At 69.3% G+C, this 16,177-nt stretch carries 15 protein-coding genes and 1 pseudogene; 7 read left to right on the forward strand and 9 right to left on the reverse strand.

What is annotated here, in order from left to right; genetic code table 11:
* Nucleotides 1-303: 303 nt before the first annotated feature.
* Nucleotides 304-675, reverse strand: a pseudogene (locus tag B0I28_RS13160) (VOC family protein); the annotation flags it as partial.
* A gap of 102 nt (nt 676-777) precedes the next feature.
* Here B0I28_RS13160 and B0I28_RS13165 point away from each other — a divergent pair.
* A complete protein-coding gene (locus B0I28_RS13165) occupies nt 778-1,524 on the forward strand; it encodes a TetR/AcrR family transcriptional regulator C-terminal domain-containing protein (RefSeq protein ID WP_106364278.1) in 747 nt (248 codons plus the stop codon).
* 52 nt (nt 1,525-1,576) lie between these two features.
* Here the strand turns inward: B0I28_RS13165 and B0I28_RS13170 are convergent, their stop codons facing one another.
* Both B0I28_RS13170 and B0I28_RS13175 read right to left on the reverse strand, forming a co-directional pair.
* On the reverse strand, nt 1,577-3,436 hold the full coding sequence (locus B0I28_RS13170; RefSeq protein WP_106364279.1) for a YhgE/Pip domain-containing protein: 1,860 nt from the start codon (nt 3,434-3,436) through the stop codon (nt 1,577-1,579).
* Entirely contained in the window at nt 3,433-4,353 is a 921-nt protein-coding gene (locus tag B0I28_RS13175) for an ATP-binding cassette domain-containing protein (protein WP_106364280.1), read from the reverse strand. Before B0I28_RS13175 ends, B0I28_RS13170 begins: the two co-directional genes overlap by 4 nt.
* 150 nt (nt 4,354-4,503) lie before the next feature.
* On the opposite strand from B0I28_RS13175, the gene B0I28_RS13180 reads away from it, so the two are divergent.
* Nucleotides 4,504-6,582: a S9 family peptidase gene (locus B0I28_RS13180; RefSeq protein WP_106364281.1), complete on the forward strand. Its 2,079-nt coding sequence runs from the start codon at nt 4,504-4,506 to the stop codon at nt 6,580-6,582.
* 64 nt (nt 6,583-6,646) lie between these two features.
* On the opposite strand, the gene B0I28_RS13185 is transcribed toward B0I28_RS13180, so the two are convergent.
* Nucleotides 6,647-6,850 (reverse strand): hypothetical protein, encoded by a 204-nt coding sequence (locus B0I28_RS13185; RefSeq protein WP_106364282.1) that lies wholly within the window; start codon nt 6,848-6,850, stop codon nt 6,647-6,649.
* 184 nt (nt 6,851-7,034) lie between these two features.
* Here B0I28_RS13185 and fbaA point away from each other — a divergent pair, with 184 nt between their 5' ends.
* Nucleotides 7,035-8,057, forward strand: a complete 1,023-nt coding sequence (gene fbaA, locus B0I28_RS13190) for a class II fructose-bisphosphate aldolase (protein WP_106364283.1) — start codon at nt 7,035-7,037, stop codon at nt 8,055-8,057.
* Between the two features lie 92 nt (nt 8,058-8,149).
* Nucleotides 8,150-8,713: a Uma2 family endonuclease gene (locus B0I28_RS13195; RefSeq protein WP_106364284.1), complete on the forward strand. Its 564-nt coding sequence runs from the start codon at nt 8,150-8,152 to the stop codon at nt 8,711-8,713.
* A 54-nt stretch (nt 8,714-8,767) separates the two neighbouring features.
* Here B0I28_RS13195 and B0I28_RS13200 read toward each other — a convergent pair whose 3' ends face one another.
* Nucleotides 8,768-10,315, reverse strand: a complete 1,548-nt coding sequence (locus B0I28_RS13200; RefSeq protein ID WP_106364285.1) for a glycoside hydrolase family 13 protein — start codon at nt 10,313-10,315, stop codon at nt 8,768-8,770.
* 15 nt (nt 10,316-10,330) lie between these two features.
* Entirely contained in the window at nt 10,331-11,332 is a 1,002-nt protein-coding gene (locus B0I28_RS13205) for a LacI family DNA-binding transcriptional regulator (protein ID WP_106364286.1), read from the reverse strand.
* A 153-nt stretch (nt 11,333-11,485) separates the two neighbouring features.
* Here B0I28_RS13205 and B0I28_RS13210 point away from each other — a divergent pair, with 153 nt between their 5' ends.
* The 3 genes from B0I28_RS13210 to B0I28_RS13220 are packed head-to-tail and all read left to right on the forward strand — an operon-like array spanning nt 11,486 to nt 15,179.
* Entirely contained in the window at nt 11,486-12,718 is a 1,233-nt protein-coding gene (locus B0I28_RS13210) for a sugar ABC transporter substrate-binding protein (RefSeq protein WP_106364287.1), read from the forward strand.
* Between the two features lie 38 nt (nt 12,719-12,756).
* Nucleotides 12,757-14,301 carry an ABC transporter permease subunit gene (locus B0I28_RS13215; protein ID WP_106364288.1) on the forward strand — a complete coding sequence of 515 codons (1,545 nt, stop codon included), beginning with the start codon at nt 12,757-12,759 and terminating at the stop codon, nt 14,299-14,301.
* A complete protein-coding gene (locus B0I28_RS13220) occupies nt 14,301-15,179 on the forward strand; it encodes a sugar ABC transporter permease (RefSeq protein WP_106364289.1) in 879 nt (292 codons plus the stop codon). The genes B0I28_RS13215 and B0I28_RS13220 overlap by 1 nt, the downstream gene beginning before the upstream one ends.
* 93 nt (nt 15,180-15,272) lie before the next feature.
* On the opposite strand, the gene B0I28_RS13225 is transcribed toward B0I28_RS13220, so the two are convergent.
* The 3 genes from B0I28_RS13225 to B0I28_RS13235 all read right to left on the reverse strand — a co-directional run bounded on the left by B0I28_RS13225 (nt 15,273) and on the right by B0I28_RS13235 (nt 16,170).
* Complete coding sequence (locus B0I28_RS13225; RefSeq protein WP_106364290.1) at nt 15,273-15,668, reverse strand: hypothetical protein; 396 nt, start codon at nt 15,666-15,668, stop codon at nt 15,273-15,275.
* A gap of 14 nt (nt 15,669-15,682) precedes the next feature.
* Nucleotides 15,683-15,865 carry a hypothetical protein gene (locus B0I28_RS13230; protein ID WP_106364291.1) on the reverse strand — a complete coding sequence of 61 codons (183 nt, stop codon included), beginning with the start codon at nt 15,863-15,865 and terminating at the stop codon, nt 15,683-15,685.
* Between the two features lie 92 nt (nt 15,866-15,957).
* Nucleotides 15,958-16,170 (reverse strand): heavy-metal-associated domain-containing protein, encoded by a 213-nt coding sequence (locus B0I28_RS13235; RefSeq protein ID WP_106364292.1) that lies wholly within the window; start codon nt 16,168-16,170, stop codon nt 15,958-15,960.
* Between the last annotated feature and the right edge of the window lie 7 nt (nt 16,171-16,177).

A 16,177-nucleotide genomic window follows, 5' to 3' on the forward strand; every position in this document is an offset into this window, starting at 1 on the left:
GTGCGCCCGCGATTCGTACCTCGCGAGGTGGTGTTCCGGTAGGAGCCGCGAGCGGATGCACCCGCTCGCGGTCTTCGGGGGCGGCCCCCGGGGTCTCCCTCTAATACCGCCAGTCCTACCGGAACCAGCTCCACCTGCCTCCTCTCCACCACCACCAGAGACAGGTGTTTTTGCTATCCACAATCACATGCCGGGAAAGTCTTGCCAAGGTTTGATTTCCCACCTGTGGATAACTATGTGAGTGTTTGGCATTTTGCCTGGTGGGGTGGGTGTGGATAACTCGGCGGGGGTTTCGGGGTCGGTCATCCACTGGACGAGCTGGATGATGACGCCGTTGGGGTCGGCGGTCTGGAAGTAGCGCTCGCCCCACTCCTCGGTCTCGATCGGGGTAGTGATCGGGACGCCTTCAGCCTGGATGCGCTCGTATTCGGCGTCGATGTCGTCGACGACGAAGGCGAGCAGGAGGCCGTCGGCGTGGCCCTTGGCGCTGTCGGGCTTGAAGGTGGGCAGGCCGGTCTTCAGGAAGATGACGTTGAACCCGGCGTCGGGGCGGGAGAGGGAGACGAAGCCGTCAGCGGCCATGTCCTCGGTGAAGCCGTAGTGGCGCTTGAGGAAGTCCGCGGAGGCGGTCGGGTCGGCGACGTTGAGCGAGACGGCGGACGAGGTGATTCGCATGGGCGCTCCTTGACGGGTGTTTCGGTGGATCGTTTCTTCGTACGTTGTATATTGTACTTAGTACGTCGTACGGCGTACAACTTTTCGGGTAAGGTTTTTCGCGTGAGTGCTGCCACTGAGACGCCGAAGCCGAACCTGCTTGAGCTGCTCTGGAGAGCCGGACCCGAAGCGAGCCGCGGGCCCCGGAAGGGGCTGACCGTTGACGAGGTGGTCGCGGCCGCCATTGCGCTGGCCGATGCCGAGGGGCTGGAGGCCGTGACCGTGCGGCGGTTGGCCCAGGAGCTCGGGAAGGCTCCTATGACCTTGTACACGTATGTTCCCGGCAAGAGCGAGCTCACCGCTTTGATGCTTGATTTCTTGTTCGGGGGGATGCAGAGGCAGCGGCTGGACGGGTTGGATTGGCGCTCCCGGCTTGAGGTCGTCGCTCGGGAGAACTACCTGTTGTACCGGGAGCATCCTTGGGCCGCTTCGGTTTCGCCCAGTCGGCCTCCGCTGGGGCCTGGGCAGTGCGCGAAATACGAGCATGAGCTTCGGGCGCTGGAAGGGCTTGGGCTCGATCCCGTGGGCATGGATGACGTGCTCGCCTACTTGCTCGGGTTCGTCAGGACCGCGGCTCGCGATGCCGCCCTTGCCGATGCCGAGCGGGCTTCGAGTTCGATGAGCGACCAGGAGTGGTGGGCCGTCAACGGGCCGCTCCTGGAGAGGGTGCTTGATCCGGAGCGGTTTCCCACTGCCGTCCGGGTCGGGCAGGCCGCCGGGGAGGCGCATGGCGCGGCGTACGACGCTGAGCATGCGTTTGAGTTCGGGCTTGCCCGCCTGCTTGACGGGTTGAGCTTCCTCGTCGAGTGACCACGACCAGGGAGGCCCGGCCCGGAGTGCGGTCCGGGCCGGGCCTCCTCGCTCAGACTTGCAGCGGCTCGTTCAGGCTGTCGGGCTTCCAGCGCCGCCTCGCCGCCACCACAAGGGACGAGAGTGCCAGCGCGCCGACGAGGTAGACCGCCAGGATCACCAGGGCCTTGACGACGTGCGACGTCTCGCCGCCGCTGATCGTCACCCGCAGCGCGTCGACCACATAGCTCATCGGCAGCAGCGGGTGCAGTGCCTGGAAGAACCTCGGCGTCGTCTCCACGGGATACAGACCGCCGGCACTCGTCAGTTGGAGCATCAGCAATACGACGAGGAGCAGGCTTCCTGCCGTTCCGAATGCCAGCTTGAACAGGTGCGCCATCGCCGTGAACGTCAGGATCACCAGGATCGACAGCCCGACCGTGTCGAGCGCGTCCTTGGGGTTCAGGCCCAGGCCGAGTTCGACCGCGAGGTAGAGGACGATCGCCGACAGGACCCCCAGGAACGCGCCGGGGAGCCAGCCTCCGACGGCGATCGGGACGGAGCGGAGCGGGCCGGCCAGGGCGCGCTGGTTCACTGTGGAGAGGACGAGGTAGGCCATGAGGCCGAAGACCCACAAGGCGATCGCGATGAAGAACGGGGCGAGGCCGCGCCCGTAGGTCTCAGCCGGGTTGAGGTTCTGCTCGCTGACGGCGACCGGGCTGCCGTAGGCCTCGGCGTTGTCGGCGTCGTCGGCGGGGTTGGTGCTGGGCACGGATTCGGCGGCGGTGGCGAGTTTGGACGCGAGGGTGGCCGCGCCGTCGTGGAGGTCGGTGAGGCCGTCGGCGAGGTCGCCCGCGCCGGATTCGGCGGTGGCGGCGGCCGTGGCGACCTGGGAGGCGCCGTCGGCGACGTCGCTTGCGCCGGTCTGGAGCGTGGTGAGGTCCTCGGAGGCCTGGTCGAGGGTGTCGGTGGAGGTGGACTGGATCTGGTCGTTGGCGGCCTGGATGTCGGTGTTGGCGCCGTCGGCGTCGGTGATGAAGGTCTGGAGGCGCGCGCAGGCGTCGGCGTCCGCGTCGGGGTTGTCGGTGCAGAGGGTGGCGTAGACGGTGTCGAGGTCGGTGTCGGCGCGGTCGGCGAGGTCGGCGGCGCTGGAGGCGCCGGTCTGGATCTGGGTCCAGTTGTCGGCGAGGGTCTGGACGACGGGCTGGGCGACGTCGACGGCCTGGTCGACGCCGTCGCTCACTTGGGCGGCGCCGTCGGCGACCTGCTGGGCGCCGGTGGTGAGGTCGCCGAGGCCGGATTCGAGGTCGCCGGCGCCGGTCTGGGCGGTGGCGGCGCCGTCGGCGAGTTCGGCGGCGCCGTCGGCGGCGTCGTTGAGGCCCTGGTTGAGCTGGGCGAGGTCGCCGAAGATGGTGGTGGCGAAGGTGACGTAGACGGCGGTGTTGATCTGGTTGCGCAGTTCGGCTTCGACGGTGGAGGCCATGATGCCCGCGACGTAGCCGTTGGCGTCGTTGAGGTCGAATTCGACGGTGGCCTGCTCGGGGTCGGTGCCGGAGAGGCTCGCGAGGTGGGTGGAGAAGTCCTCGGGGACGGTGATGACCATGTAGTAGTCGCCGTCCTTGAGGCCTTGGGCGGCTTTGTTCGCGCTGACGAATTGCCAGTCGAAGATGCGGTCTTCTTTGAGCTGGTCGACGAGTTGGTCGCCTCCGTTGATCTGCTGCGTTTCGCCGTTGACGTCGACGGACGCGCCGGTGTCCTCGTTGACGACTGCGACGGGCATCTGGTCGAGCTTGCCGTAGGGGTTCCAGGCGAACCACAGGTAGAGGCCGCCGTAGACGAGCGGGATGAGGATGATCGCGACGAGCGCGAGGGTGCGGATCGGGTGGCCGCGGAAGCGGCGGAGTTCGGCGGCGGCGAGTTTGAAGGGGCTCATGACTGGTGGCCTCCGTTGCGCTCGTGGTGGCCCCGGCGTCGGCGGGGGTGCCGGGCGTGGTCTTGGTCGCGGAGGTCGACGACGGTGTCGGCGGGCGGGTCGGTGCGGGTGCAGGCGGCGACGACGAGCTGGCCGGCGTCGGCGACGGTGCGGAGGGCTTCGAAGACGCGTTCGCCGCCGGAGGTGTCGAGGCCGGTGTCGGCGTCGTCGACGACGACGGCGGGGGTGCGGCTCGCTGCGGCGCAGGCGATCGCGAAGCGGATCTGGTCGATGCGGGGCAGGAACCCGAAGGTGTCGCCGGTGTCGACGCCGACGGCGAGGCGGTCGAGCCAGGCGTGGATGTTCGCGGGGGTGGCGGCGCCGCCGGAGACGGTGGTCGTCTCTTTGATGCAGGAGGCGATGGTGTGGTACTGCGCGAAGCGGATCGGGGGTCCGGCCTGGGCGACGGTGAAGCGGCGGCGGATCTGGGCGGGGCGGGTCTGGTGGTCGACGGTGAGCGTGCCGCCGGTGGTGCGGAAGCGCCCGGCGAGGGCGAGGAGGAGGGAGGAGCGGCCGTCGCCGCCGTCGCCGCAGACGGCGACGACCTGGCCGAGGCGGGCGGTGATCGTGACGTCGGTGAAGATGGCGCCCTGGCGGCCTGCGGCGGTGAGGCCGCGGGCGTCGAGGAACGGGTCGCCGTTCGGGTGTTCGAGGAGGGCGTCGTGGTCGAGAAGAGCGGCATGGTCGAGGAGCGCGGTGCGGTCGAGGGCGGCGGTCGCATGGTCGACGGGGGCATGGTCGGCGGGCGGCGGGGCGACGGCGGCGCCGATGGGCTCCGTTGGGGGCGTGTCGTTTTCGGGGCGCGCGGCCTCGGTTTCGGCGGGTTCGCTCGCGGACGTTCCGGGCACGGGCCCCTCGCCGTCGCTCCTGTCGCTCATGGGCACTATCCTCACAGGCCGGTGCGCCCTGGTTCGGGCGTTTTCGCGGTATTCCAACCGCACGGATATTACTCATGAGTAACTTATGATCGATTGCGGGCGGGCGCGCTGTGACCGGCGCGTCCCGCGCCGGGCCCTTATTGTTGAGGCATGTCGGAAACGCAACCCGCGAAACCCGCGGCGCCCCGCCGCGCACACGCGCGAACCCACCACGGCGACACCGTCGACGACCCGTACGCCTGGCTGAAGGACCCCGAGGACCCCGAGACGCTCGACTACCTGCGGGCCGAGAACGCCTACACCGAATCGCGGACGGGCCACCTCGCCGCGCTCCGCAAGGCGATCTTCGGCGAGATCAAGGGCCGCACCCAGGAGACCGACCTCTCCGTCCCCGTCCGCAAGCGCGGCTGGTGGTACTACGGGCGCACCGAGGAGGGGAAGCAGTACGGCATCCAGTGCCGCGTCAAGGCCGCCGGGGACACGCCGCCCCAGGTGGAGGCCGGGACCGCGGTCGAAGGCGAGGAGATCCTCGTCGACGGCAACGAGCTCGCCGAGGGCCACGACTTCTTCTCCCTGGGCACCTTCGACGTCTCCCCCGACGGGAACCTGCTCGCCTACGCGGTCAACTACACCGGGGACGAGCGGTACACGCTGCGGTTCAGGGACCTGCGCACCGGGGACGACTTCCCCGACGACATCCCGAACGTGTTCTACGGCGGGTCGTGGTCGTTGGACGGATCGGTGTTCTTCTACACCAAGGTGGACGACGCGTGGCGCCCCTACCAGGTGTGGCGGCACGTCCTCGGCGAGCACGAGGACAAGGACGTCCTGGTCCACCAGGAGGACGACGAGCGCTTCTGGACCGGCATCGACCTCACCCGCTCCGAGCGGTACCTGTTCATCGTGTCCGGCTCGAAGATCACCACCGAGGTCCGCTACCTCGACGCCGCCGACCCCACCGGCGAGTTCACCGTGTTCGGGAACGGCCGCGAGCAGGGCGTCGAGGTCTCCGTGGACCACCAGGGCGACCGGTTCTGGGTGCTGCACAACCGGAACGCCGAGAACTTCACGCTCGGCTGGACCCCGGTGGACGACACGACGCAGTTCCACGAGGTCATCGCGCACGACGAGGCGGTGCGGCTGGAGTCGGCCGACGCGTTCAGCGACCACGTCGTCGTCTCGATGCGCCGCGCCGGACTCTCCCAGGTCGGCATCCTGAACGCGGACGGCGACCTGACCGAGATCGCGTTCGACGAGCCCATCTACGCCGTGGGCCTGGGCGAGAACCCCGACTACGAGTCGCGGCAGATCCGCCTCGGGTACACCTCGCTCGTGACGCCGTCCTCGGTGTACGACTACGACATCGACACCGCCGAGCTGCACCTGCGCAAGCGGACGCCCGTGCTCGGCGACTTCGACCCCGCCGACTACGTGCAGTACCGCGAGTGGGCGACCGCCCAGGACGGCACGAAGGTCCCGATCTCCATCGTCGCGAAGGCCGGGGTCGAGCCCGACGGGACCGCGCCGTGCCTGCTGTACGGGTACGGCTCCTACGAGCACTCCATCGACCCGTACTTCTCGATCGCGCGCCTGAGCCTGCTCGACCGCGGCGTCGTCTTCGCCATCGCGCACGTGCGCGGCGGCGGCGAGATGGGCCGCCAGTGGTACGAGCAGGGCAAGCTCCTGCAGAAGAAGCACACCTTCACCGACTTCGTGGACTGCGCCGAGCACCTCGCGAACGTCGGATGGGCCGCCCCCGACCGGATCGTCGCCCGCGGCGGGTCCGCCGGCGGCCTGCTCATGGGCGCGGTCGCGAACCTCGCCCCCGAGCGGTTCGCGGGCATCCTCGCCGACGTCCCGTTCGTCGACGCGCTCAACACGATCCTCGACCCGACGATGCCGCTCACCGTCATCGAATGGGAGGAGTGGGGCAACCCCCTCGAATCCCCCGAGGTGTACGCCTACATGAAGTCGTACTCGCCGTACGAGAACATCACGGACGTGAAGTACCCGGCGATCCTCGCGGTCACCAGCCTCAACGACACCCGCGTGGGCTTCCACGAGCCCGCCAAGTGGATCGCGAAGCTGCGCCAGGAGAGCCCCGAATCGGACGTGCTCCTCAAGACCGAGATGGAGGCCGGGCACGGCGGCCGGTCCGGGCGCTACGACGCCTGGGAGGAGGAGGCGTTCAACCTCGCATGGATCCTCGACCGGCTGGGTACCGCTTAACGACCGGAATGCACAGGGGCCCGGTCCCGCAGCGAGCTGCGGGACCGGGCCCTGTCCGTCGGCGCTACTCGGGCGCCTCGTTCTCCTCTTCGCCGAACTGGATCTCGATGAGCTGGTCGGCCGCGTCCGCCCTGTCGGCCTCGTCCGGCGGGTCCGGGTCCGTCACCGGCGCCTCGGGGTCGTCGTCCCCGGGAGGTTCGGAGGAGTCGGCGAGGTCGAACTCGGACAGCTCGTCGTTTTCTTCCGCCCATTCCTGGTGATAATTCATAAACCAACCGTAGTGCCGAGGGCCGCGTCCGGCCAGTGAACCACCAGGTAGCCTGGGACGTGCCTTCACATGTTCGTGGGCGATACTTCACCTCGACGCAACAGTTCGAGGCCCTCAGACAGCGGCGTCTGGGTCTGGCCCCCGGTCGGGGAGCACTTATCGACTTGTAAAAGGAGCAGGCAGCATGCCCATCGCAACACCCGAGGAATACAACGAGATGCTCGACCGGGCGAAGGCCGGCTCCTTCGCCTACCCGGCCATCAACGTCACCTCGACCCAGACCCTCAACGCCGCGCTCGCCGCGTTCGCCGAGGCCGAGTCCGACGGCATCGTCCAGGTCTCCACCGGCGGCGCCGAATACCTCTCCGGCCCCACCATCAAGGACAAGGTCACCGGCGCCGCCGCGCTCGCCGCCGCCGCGCACGAGATCGCCAAGAACTACCCGGTCAAGGTCGCCCTGCACACCGACCACTGCCCGAAGAACCACCTCGACGGCTTCGTCCGCCCCCTCCTCGCCATCTCCGAGGAGCGCGTGGCCCGCGGCGAGGAGCCCCTGTTCCAGTCGCACATGTGGGACGGCTCGGCCGTGCCGCTCGCCGAGAACCTGGAGATCGCGCAGGACCTGCTGGCCCGCACCTCCAAGGCGAAGGTCGTCCTCGAAGTCGAGATCGGCGTCGTCGGCGGCGAGGAGGACGGCGTCGAGGCCGAGATCAACGAGCAGCTGTACACCACCGTCGAGGACGCCCGCGCCACCGTCGCCGCCCTCGGCGCCGGCGAGAACGGCCGCTACATGACCGCGCTGACCTTCGGCAACGTCCACGGCGTGTACAAGCCCGGCAACGTGCACCTGCGCCCGGAGATCCTCAAGGAGATCCAGGACGAGATCGGCAAGGAGACCGGCAAGGACAAGCCGTTCGACCTGGTCTTCCACGGCGGCTCCGGCTCCACCGCGCAGGAGATCTCCGACGCCGTCGACTACGGCGTCATCAAGATGAACATCGACACGGACACGCAGTACGCGTTCACCCGCCCGATCGTCGACCACATCTTCAAGAACTACGACGGCGTGCTCAAGGTCGAAGGCGAGGTCGGCAACAAGAAGGCGTACGACCCGCGCGCCTACGGCAAGCTCGCCGAGGCCGGCATGGCCGCCCGCATCATCGAGGCCTGCCAGCAGCTCCGCTCCGCGGGCACCAAGATCAAGTAGGCAGGCGCCGCAAGGCGAACGACAGGGCCCGGATCGTTCCTCGATCCGGGCTCGGTCGTTATCCGGGTGTCCGCCTCCGCGAAAGGACCCCGATGTTCGAAGCACTTCCGCCGCCGCGCGACTCCGGCTGGGAATTCGACGACCTGGACCGCAGCGGCCTCTCCGAACATGTCGAACTCATCGCCGGGACCCTCGGGCGCGTGAAGCGACCGCAGAGCGCCGGGCACAGCCAGACGGTGCACCGGCTCCGGATCGCGCTGGAAGCCGCTCGCGGATCCGATTGGTTCGTTGCGCAGGACATGACCATAAGGGTCGACGATCAGAACGGGCCCGAGCCGGACCTGCTCTTGGTGGCCCCTGAACTCGACTACGGTCCGAATACGAAGTGGTTCCGGCCCGAGGACGTCTCCCTGGTGGTGGAGGTTGAGTCGGAGGAGACACGGGCCTTCGACCGTGAGTTGAAACCGATCGTGTACGCCCAAGCCGGGATCCCGCACTACCTGCGTGTGGAGGAATGCGACGGGTTCACGCCGATGCTGCTCCACTACCGGCTCGATAACGGCGAGTACGAACTCGCCAGTGAGTACCGCGGGCGCCTCGTCCTCGACGAGCCGGTCCGCATCGACGAGGAGATCCGGACGGATCGACGACGCTGAGCGACGCGAAAACGGCCCTGAGCGTACGCTCCGGGCCGTTTTCGTTTGCGCCGCTTACTTGTTGAACCAGGCCGTCGAGCCTCCCGGGAGCAGGCCGTCGGTGATCGGGCTGCTGGCCAGGAGAACCTCGGTGCCGTACCCGGCGACCGGGACGGGCTCGGCGCCGAAGTTGACGACCGCGACGAGCGCGCCGTTGTCGAACGCGAACGCGTCCTCGCCCGGGTCGGCCAGCCAGGTCAGGCCGGTGGCCTTGTGCGCTTTGCGGAGCGCGATGGCCGAGCGGTAGAACTCCAGGGTCGAGCCGGGCACGCCGTCCTCGGCCTCGGCCGAGAGCGCGCCCCAGTCCGCGGGCTGCGGGAGCCAGGACCCATTGGCGCCGAAGCCGAACGAGGAGCCCTCGCGGGTCCACGGCAGCGGCACGCGGCAGCCGTCGCGGCCGATCTGGGCGCCGCCCGTGCGGAAGAACGTCGGGTCCTCGCGGACCTCCGCGGGCAGGTCGAGGACCTCGTTCAGGCCCAGCTCCTCGCCCTGGTAGACGTACACGACGCCCGGGAGCGACAGCAGCAGCTGCGTCGCGGCCTTCGCGCGGGCCAGGCCGAGCTCGCCGCCGCCGTAGCGGGTGACGTGGCGCTGCACGTCGTGGTTCGACAGCACCCACGTGCACGGCGCGCCGACCCCCGCGTTGTTCGCGATCTCGGAGTCGATGGCCTTGCGGAAGTCCGCGGCGCTGAACGGGGCGAGCACGAGGTCGAAGTTGAACGCCTGGTGCAGCTCGTCGGGCCGCAGGTACAGGGAGCGGCGCTCGGCCGAGTCGGTCCACGCCTCCGCGACGAAGATCCGGTCCCCGTCGTACTCCTCGATGATCGGGCGCCACGAGCGGTAGATGTCGTGCACGCCGTCCTGGTCGAAGAACGGGGCCTGCGTCGTGCCGATCATCTCGATCGTGCCGTCGCCGCCGGTGTCCGGGAGGCCGTCGGCCTTGACCATGCCGTGCGCGACGTCGATGCGGAAGCCGTCCACGCCCCGGTCGAGCCAGAACCGCAGCACCGACTGGAACTCGGCGTGGACCTCCGGGTTGTCCCAGTTCAGGTCCGGCTGCGAGGCGTCGAACAGGTGCAGGTACCACTGCTTGCCGTCGTCGGTCTTCGTCCACGCCGGGCCGCCGAAGATCGACTGCCAGTTGTTCGGCGGCACCTCGGGATCGACGACGTCGCGGAAGTGGTAGCGCTCTCGCTCCGGCGAGCCGGGTGCCGCAGCGAGCGCGGCCTGGAACCACGCGTGCTCCGAGGAGGTGTGGTTGGGGACGAGGTCCACGATGAGGCGGATGCCCGCGGCGTGCGCGTCGGCGAGCATCCGGTCGAAGTCGTCGAGGTCGCCGAAGCGCGGGTCGATGCGGCGGTAGTCGGACACGTCGTAGCCCGCGTCCTTCTGGGGCGAGGCGAAGCACGGCGACAGCCACACGGCGTCGACGCCGAGCGCCGCGAGGTAGGGGATCCGGGAGCGGATGCCCTCCAGATCGCCCATGCCGTCGCCGTCCGCGTCGGCGAAGGAGCGCGGGTACACCTGGTAGATGACCGCGTCGCGCCACCAGTGTTCACTCATCGGGGGGATTCCCTTTCAGTCTTCTCGGGGTGCCGCACCGGTGGACCCGCGTACGACCAGTTCGGGCCGGAACAGGTATTCCGACGACGGGGTGGGCTGCCCGGCGATCTCGTCGAGCAGGGCCCGCGCGGCGGCGGTGGCGATGTCGCGCACCGGCTGCCGCACGGTCGTGAGCGGGGGGTTGGTGTGGGCGATGAGCGGCGAGTCGTCGTAGCCCACGACTGAAAAGTCTTGCGGGACGTTGAGGCCGCGCTCCTCGGCGGCGCGGATCGCGCCGAGCGCCATCATGTCCGAGCCGCAGACCACGGCGGTCGCGCCGCGGTCGATGAGGCGCGACGCGGCGGCGTGCCCGCCCTGCTCGCCGAAGAGGGTCAGCTCGATGAGCTCGGGGCCGACGTGCTGCATGGCGGCGCGGTAGCCGGAGATCTTGCGGCGCACCGGCCAGTACCGGTCCGGGCCCGAGACGAGGCCGATCCTCTTGTGGCCCAGGCCGGCCAGGTGCTCGACCGCGATGCGGGCCGCGACCGTGTCGTCGCAGGAGAACGAGGCGGCCTCCACGCCCTCGGGGTGGCCGGTGACGAAGGCCACCGGGAGCCGCTTGTCCTTGAGCTCTTGGTAGCGTTCGGTGCTCGCGGCCGTGTCCGCGTGCAAGCCTGAAACGAAGATGATCCCGGCGACGGCCCGCTCGCGGAGCATCTCCACGAACTCGTCCTCCGAGACCCCGCCGGGGGTCTGCGTGCACAGCACCGGGGTGTACCCCGAGCCAGCGAGGACGTTGGAGATCGTCTGCGCGTAGAGCGGGAAGATCGGGTTCTCCAGTTCGGGCACGACCAGGCCGATCAGGCCGATGGCGTGCTTGCGCAGGGCCTGGGGGCGTTCATAGCCGAGCACGTCGAGGGCAGTGAGGACGGACTGTCGGGTCTGCTGACCGACCCCGGGCTTGTCGTTGAGCACCCGGGACACCGTTGCCTCACTGACCCCGGCCTGCCGGGCGATGTCAGAGAGTCGAAGCCGCATGATGACAGACTAGCCTATCTGAAAGTTGGCAACAGTTTGGTTGCAAGGCTTTCCTGATTCTGAAACATCTTGCTAATGTCGTAGGACGCCGGGACGCGAGTCCCGCACCAGCGGCCCCCGCCCCGGGGCCCCTCAATGAGGAGAAAAGAAGACATGCGCAGAAGGACCCTGGGTATCACCGCCGTCTCCGCCGCCGCCCTCGGTGCGGCCGCCGCCTGCGGCGACGACTCCGACAGCGGCTCGGACACCGGCACGGAGTTCTCCGGCGAGCTCGTCATCTGGGCCGACGAGACCCGCACCCCCGTGCTCAAGGAGTTCGTCAAGGACTTCGAGTCCACCGTCGGCGTGAAGGTCACCGTCGAAGAGCACGTCGAGACCCTCCGGCAGGACTTCCTCACCGCCGCCGAGCAGGGCCAGGGCCCCGACATCGTCGTGGGCGCCCACGACTGGGCCGGGCAGTACGCCGCCGCCGGCGCCGTCGCCCCCATCACCCTCACCGCCGACCAGCAGTCCGCCCTCAACGAGACCGCCGTCAAGGCCTTCACCGTCGACGGCAACCTCTACGGCGTCGCCTACGCCCTGGAGAACCTGGGCCTCATCCGCAACACCGCGCTCGCCCCCGAAGCGCCCGCCACCTTCGAGGAGCTCGTCGCCGCCGGCCAGGCCGCGGGCACCGACGAGGTCCTCACCATGGAGGTCGGCGTCGACGGCAACGCCTACAGCGCCTACCCGCTGTTCGCCTCCATGGGCGGCTACCTGTTCAAGGACGACGGCGCGGGCAACCTCGACCCGAGCGACGTCGGCGTCGACTCCCCCGGCGGCGTCGCCGCGTTCGAGAAGTTCGCCGAGCTCGGCGCCTCGGGCGTCCTCAAGACCACCTTCGACGCCTCCAACGTCATCCCGTTCTTCGTCGACGGCAAGACCGCGTTCATGATCTCCGGCCCCTGGGCCCTCACCGACGTCCAGGGCGCGGGCCTCGAATACGAGGTCACCGCCATCCCCGGCTTCGAGGGCCAGGGCCCCGCCTCGCCGTTCCTCGGCGTCCAGGGCTTCTACGTCGCCTCCGGCGCCAAGAACGCCGTGTTCGCGCAGGAGTTCGTCACCAACTACGTCCTCACCGAGGACCTCCAGCTCAAGCTCGCCGAAGCGGGCGGGCGCCTCCCCGCGCTCACCGCCGCCGCCGAGACCTACGCCGAGGGCAACGCCGACGCGCAGGGCTTCGCCGCCGCGGGCGAGAACGCCGTCCCCATGCCGAACATCCCCGCCATGGACTCCGTCTGGGAGCCCTTCGGCCGCGCCGAGGCCGACGCCATCGACGGCACCACGCCGGGCGCCGACGCGGCCGCGACCGCCGCGCAGACCATCCGCGACGCCGTCGGCGCGTAGCGGCCCTGGCCAGTCCCCGAGCGAAGGAACGCGCAGCAGTGCTCGACCAACGTGCCCAGACGGCCGGATCCACCACCGCCGCAGGCCAGATCACCAAGATCGCGGTGCTCGCGGCGGTGGCCGCGCTGGCCGTCTGGGCGGCGCTGCCGCTCATCGGCGCCCGGGCCTGGTGGGGCCTGGCCGTCGAGGCGGCCGTCGTCGCGATCGTCTTCTACACCTACCTCCAGCGCCGGTCCATCCCCCTCAAGTACCTCGTCCCCGGGACGCTCCTGCTCATCGCGTTCCAGATCGCGCCGGTCGTCATGACCGCCGGGACCTCGTTCTCCAACTACGGGGACGGGCACCGGACCGACAAGGACGGCGCGATCGAGGCGATCATCGCCGCGGGCGTCCAGCAGACCTCCGGCGGCGCGAACTACCGGCTCGCCGTCGGCGAGTCCGCCTCCGGGGAGCTCACCCTCCTGCTCACCGACACCGCCGACGGATCCACCTGGGCGGGAACGGAAGAGGGCCTCACCGAGCTCGACGGCGCGACGGTCGACGCCTCCGGCGCGATCACCGCCGCCCCCGGCTACACCGTGTGGGACCTCGCCGAGCTCAACGAGCGGCAGGCCGAGCTCGCCGAGCTGGCCGTCCCCACCGGGCCCGAGACCGGCATCAAGGTGCAGGGGCTCTCGGCGTTCGAGGGCACCTCGACGCGCTCATACGACGAGGGCTGCGACTGCATCACCGACTCGGAGACGGGCACCGTCTGGTACGCCGACAACGAGGAGGGCAGCTTCCTCACCGAGGACGGGCAGGCCGCGCTCGTCGGCTGGCGCGTCAACATCGGCTTCGACAACTACCTGTCCGTCATCACCGACCCCGACATCCGCGGGCCGTTCCTCGGCGTCTTCGCCTGGAACGTCATGTTCGCGGCCGGGTCGGTCCTGTTCACCTTCGTGATCGGCCTCGGCACCGCCATGGCCCTGAACAAGCCGTCGATGCGCGGCACCAAGGTGTACCGGACGCTCATGATCCTGCCGTACGCCATGCCGTCGTTCGCGATGCTGCTGGTGTGGGCGCAGATGTTCAACCGCGACTACGGGCTCGTCAACGAGCTGTTCGGGCTGAGCGTCAACTGGTACGGCGAAACGTGGGCCGCCCGCGCGATGGTCCTCATCGCGAACACGTGGCTCGGCTGGCCGTACATGTTCCTCATCTCCCTCGGCGCGCTCCAGGCGCTCCCGACCGACTCCCTTGAGGCCGCGAAGATCGACGGCGCGACGGGCGTGACGGCGTTCCGCAAGATCACGCTGCCGCTGCTGCTCATCGCGCTCACGCCGCTGCTCATCTCGTCGTTCGCGTTCAACTTCAACAACTTCAACGCGATCCAGCTGCTCAGCGGCGGCAACCCGTTCCCCGCGGGCGAGTCCGTCGGCGGCACCGACCTGCTCATCACGTACGCGTTCCGCCAGGCGTTCGGCGCCACCACCGCCGACTACGGCTTCGCGAGCGCGGTCAGCGTGTTCATCTTCCTGATCGTCGCCACGATCTCGGCGGTCATGTTCCGGACCACCCGCAGCCAGGAGGACGTGTACTGATGGCGACTGTGAAGCGGCGCAAGCGGCCGGGCTGGATCGCCGAGTTCGGGTGGCGGCACCTCGTGGCCGTGGCGGTCCTGGTGTTCGGGCTCGTGCCGATCCTGTACGTGGTGTCGGCGGCGTTCAATCCGAAGGGGACGCTGTCGGCGACGAGCCTGCTCCCGACCGATTTCTCGCTGGTGTCCTTCGACCGCTTGTTCTCGGACCCGAACATCCCGTTCGCGTCGTGGTTCGCGAACTCGCTGATGATCGCCGTCCCGGCGGCGTTCATCTCGATCCTCATCTCCTCCCTTGCGGCGTACGCGTTCAGCCGGTTCCGGTTCCGGGGGCGGCGGCCGATGCTGCTGTTCCTGCTGCTGATCCAGATGTTCCCGGCGTTCCTGTCGGTGGTGGCGCTGTACCTGATCTTCGGCGCGATCGGGGAGTTCTACCCGGTGGCGGGCCTGAACACGAAGCTCGGGCTGATGCTCGTGTACATGGGCGGCGCGCTCGGCGTCTCGACGTGGCTCATGAAGGGCTTCTTCGACACGATCCCGAAGGAGCTCGACGAGGCGGCGACGATCGACGGCGCCTCGCACGCGCAGATCTTCTTCGGGATGATCCTGCCGCTCGCGGCGCCGATCATCGCGATCTCGGGGATCCTCGCGTTCGTGGGCACGATGAACGACTTCATCCTGGCGTCGCTGTTCCTCACCGACCGCCCGGAGATGACCCTCGCGGTGGGCCTGAAGACCTTGACGGCCGACAACTCGCCCGCCTCGTACTTCGGCATCTTCGCGGCGGGCACGCTCCTGACCTCGATCCTCACGGTCGCGGTCTTCATGAGCCTGCAGCGCTACATCGTCTCGGGCCTCACCGGCGGCGCCGTCAAGGGTTAAGACTCTGCTCGACACGCGCCCTCCGGGGCGCACCGGGCCCGGACCAGGGGGAGCCTCCCTCCCCTGGGTCCGGGCCTGTTCGCGTCCAAGGGGTCAGATGTCGCGGCTTTCGATGAGTTCCCGGAGGAGGCCGACGGGTTCTTTGAGGTCGGCGTACTCCTCCAGTTCGATGACGCGGGACTGGAGCTGTTCGAGGCCGAAGGCGACGACGGCGATGTCCTCGGCGGGGGATTCGAGGAGGTCGATGACGCGGTCCATGAGGCGGAGGGCGTCGCCGAGCGTGCGGAGGTCGTCGGCGTTCTGGGTGCGGGCGCCGGGCTGGGTGTTGAGGGTGACGGCGTCGGGGTCGTCGACGGCGGGGCGGCGGTCGCCGGTGAGGCGGTCCCAGTTGGCGCGGCGCTCCTCGTGGAAACGGGCGAGGCCCGCGCGGAGCAGGACGGCGCGGGCGACGAGTTCGACTCGTTCGCCGGGCGGGAAGGCGGCGGCCATTCGGGGACCGCCGCTCAGGACCAGTGCGGGGGGCGCTCGGCGAGGAGGTCGAGGTCGCGGGCGGAGAGTTCGCGCCGGGTGCGACGGGGGGCGGGGGCCTCGCCCCAGCCGCGGTCGGTGTCGTCGGAGGTCTGGTCCGGGAGCACCGAGAAGTCCTCGTCGAGTTCGACGGAACGGTCGTCATCGGAGACTGCCATGCACCGACTGTACGTCAGGGAGTCCCGCCCGGTGCAACGGCGAGGCCCTGAACACCCGGTGAACGGGTGGTCAGGGCCTATGGCGCGGGTCCTTATTCGGCGACGCCGACGAGCTCGTAGCCGGCCTCGTCGACCGCTTCGCGGACCTGGTCCTCGGTGAGGGCGGCCTCGCTGGTGACGGTGACCTTGCCGGTGTCGAGGGCGACGTCGACGCCGGAGACGCCGGGGAGGGCGGTGAGTTCGGAGGTGACGCTGCCGGCGCAGTGGCCGCAGGTCATGCCCTTGACGACGTAGACGGTTTCCATGTGGACT

It is taken from the genome of Glycomyces artemisiae, from assembly GCF_003002955.1.
In the GTDB taxonomy this organism is placed as follows: Bacteria; Actinomycetota; Actinomycetes; order Mycobacteriales; family Micromonosporaceae; genus Glycomyces; species Glycomyces artemisiae.

What these genes read in the sequence shown, in the direction of transcription:
- B0I28_RS13220 (WP_106364289.1), top strand. Translation starts at nt 14,301, where the DNA reads ATGGCGACTGTGAAGCGGCGCAAGCGGCCGGGCTGGATCGCCGAGTTC.
- B0I28_RS13210 (WP_106364287.1), top strand. Translation starts at nt 11,486, where the DNA reads ATGCGCAGAAGGACCCTGGGTATCACCGCCGTCTCCGCCGCCGCCCTC.
- B0I28_RS13225 (WP_106364290.1), bottom strand. Translation starts at nt 15,668, where the DNA reads ATGGCCGCCGCCTTCCCGCCCGGCGAACGAGTCGAACTCGTCGCCCGC.
- B0I28_RS13235 (WP_106364292.1), bottom strand. Translation starts at nt 16,170, where the DNA reads ATGGAAACCGTCTACGTCGTCAAGGGCATGACCTGCGGCCACTGCGCC.
- B0I28_RS13180 (WP_106364281.1), top strand. Translation starts at nt 4,504, where the DNA reads ATGTCGGAAACGCAACCCGCGAAACCCGCGGCGCCCCGCCGCGCACAC.
- B0I28_RS13205 (WP_106364286.1), bottom strand. Translation starts at nt 11,332, where the DNA reads ATGCGGCTTCGACTCTCTGACATCGCCCGGCAGGCCGGGGTCAGTGAG.
- B0I28_RS13200 (WP_106364285.1), bottom strand. Translation starts at nt 10,315, where the DNA reads ATGAGTGAACACTGGTGGCGCGACGCGGTCATCTACCAGGTGTACCCG.
- B0I28_RS13195 (WP_106364284.1), top strand. Translation starts at nt 8,150, where the DNA reads ATGTTCGAAGCACTTCCGCCGCCGCGCGACTCCGGCTGGGAATTCGAC.
- B0I28_RS13170 (WP_106364279.1), bottom strand. Translation starts at nt 3,436, where the DNA reads ATGAGCCCCTTCAAACTCGCCGCCGCCGAACTCCGCCGCTTCCGCGGC.
- B0I28_RS13175 (WP_106364280.1), bottom strand. Translation starts at nt 4,353, where the DNA reads ATGAGCGACAGGAGCGACGGCGAGGGGCCCGTGCCCGGAACGTCCGCG.
- B0I28_RS13185 (WP_106364282.1), bottom strand. Translation starts at nt 6,850, where the DNA reads ATGAATTATCACCAGGAATGGGCGGAAGAAAACGACGAGCTGTCCGAG.
- fbaA (WP_106364283.1), top strand. Translation starts at nt 7,035, where the DNA reads ATGCCCATCGCAACACCCGAGGAATACAACGAGATGCTCGACCGGGCG.
- B0I28_RS13230 (WP_106364291.1), bottom strand. Translation starts at nt 15,865, where the DNA reads ATGGCAGTCTCCGATGACGACCGTTCCGTCGAACTCGACGAGGACTTC.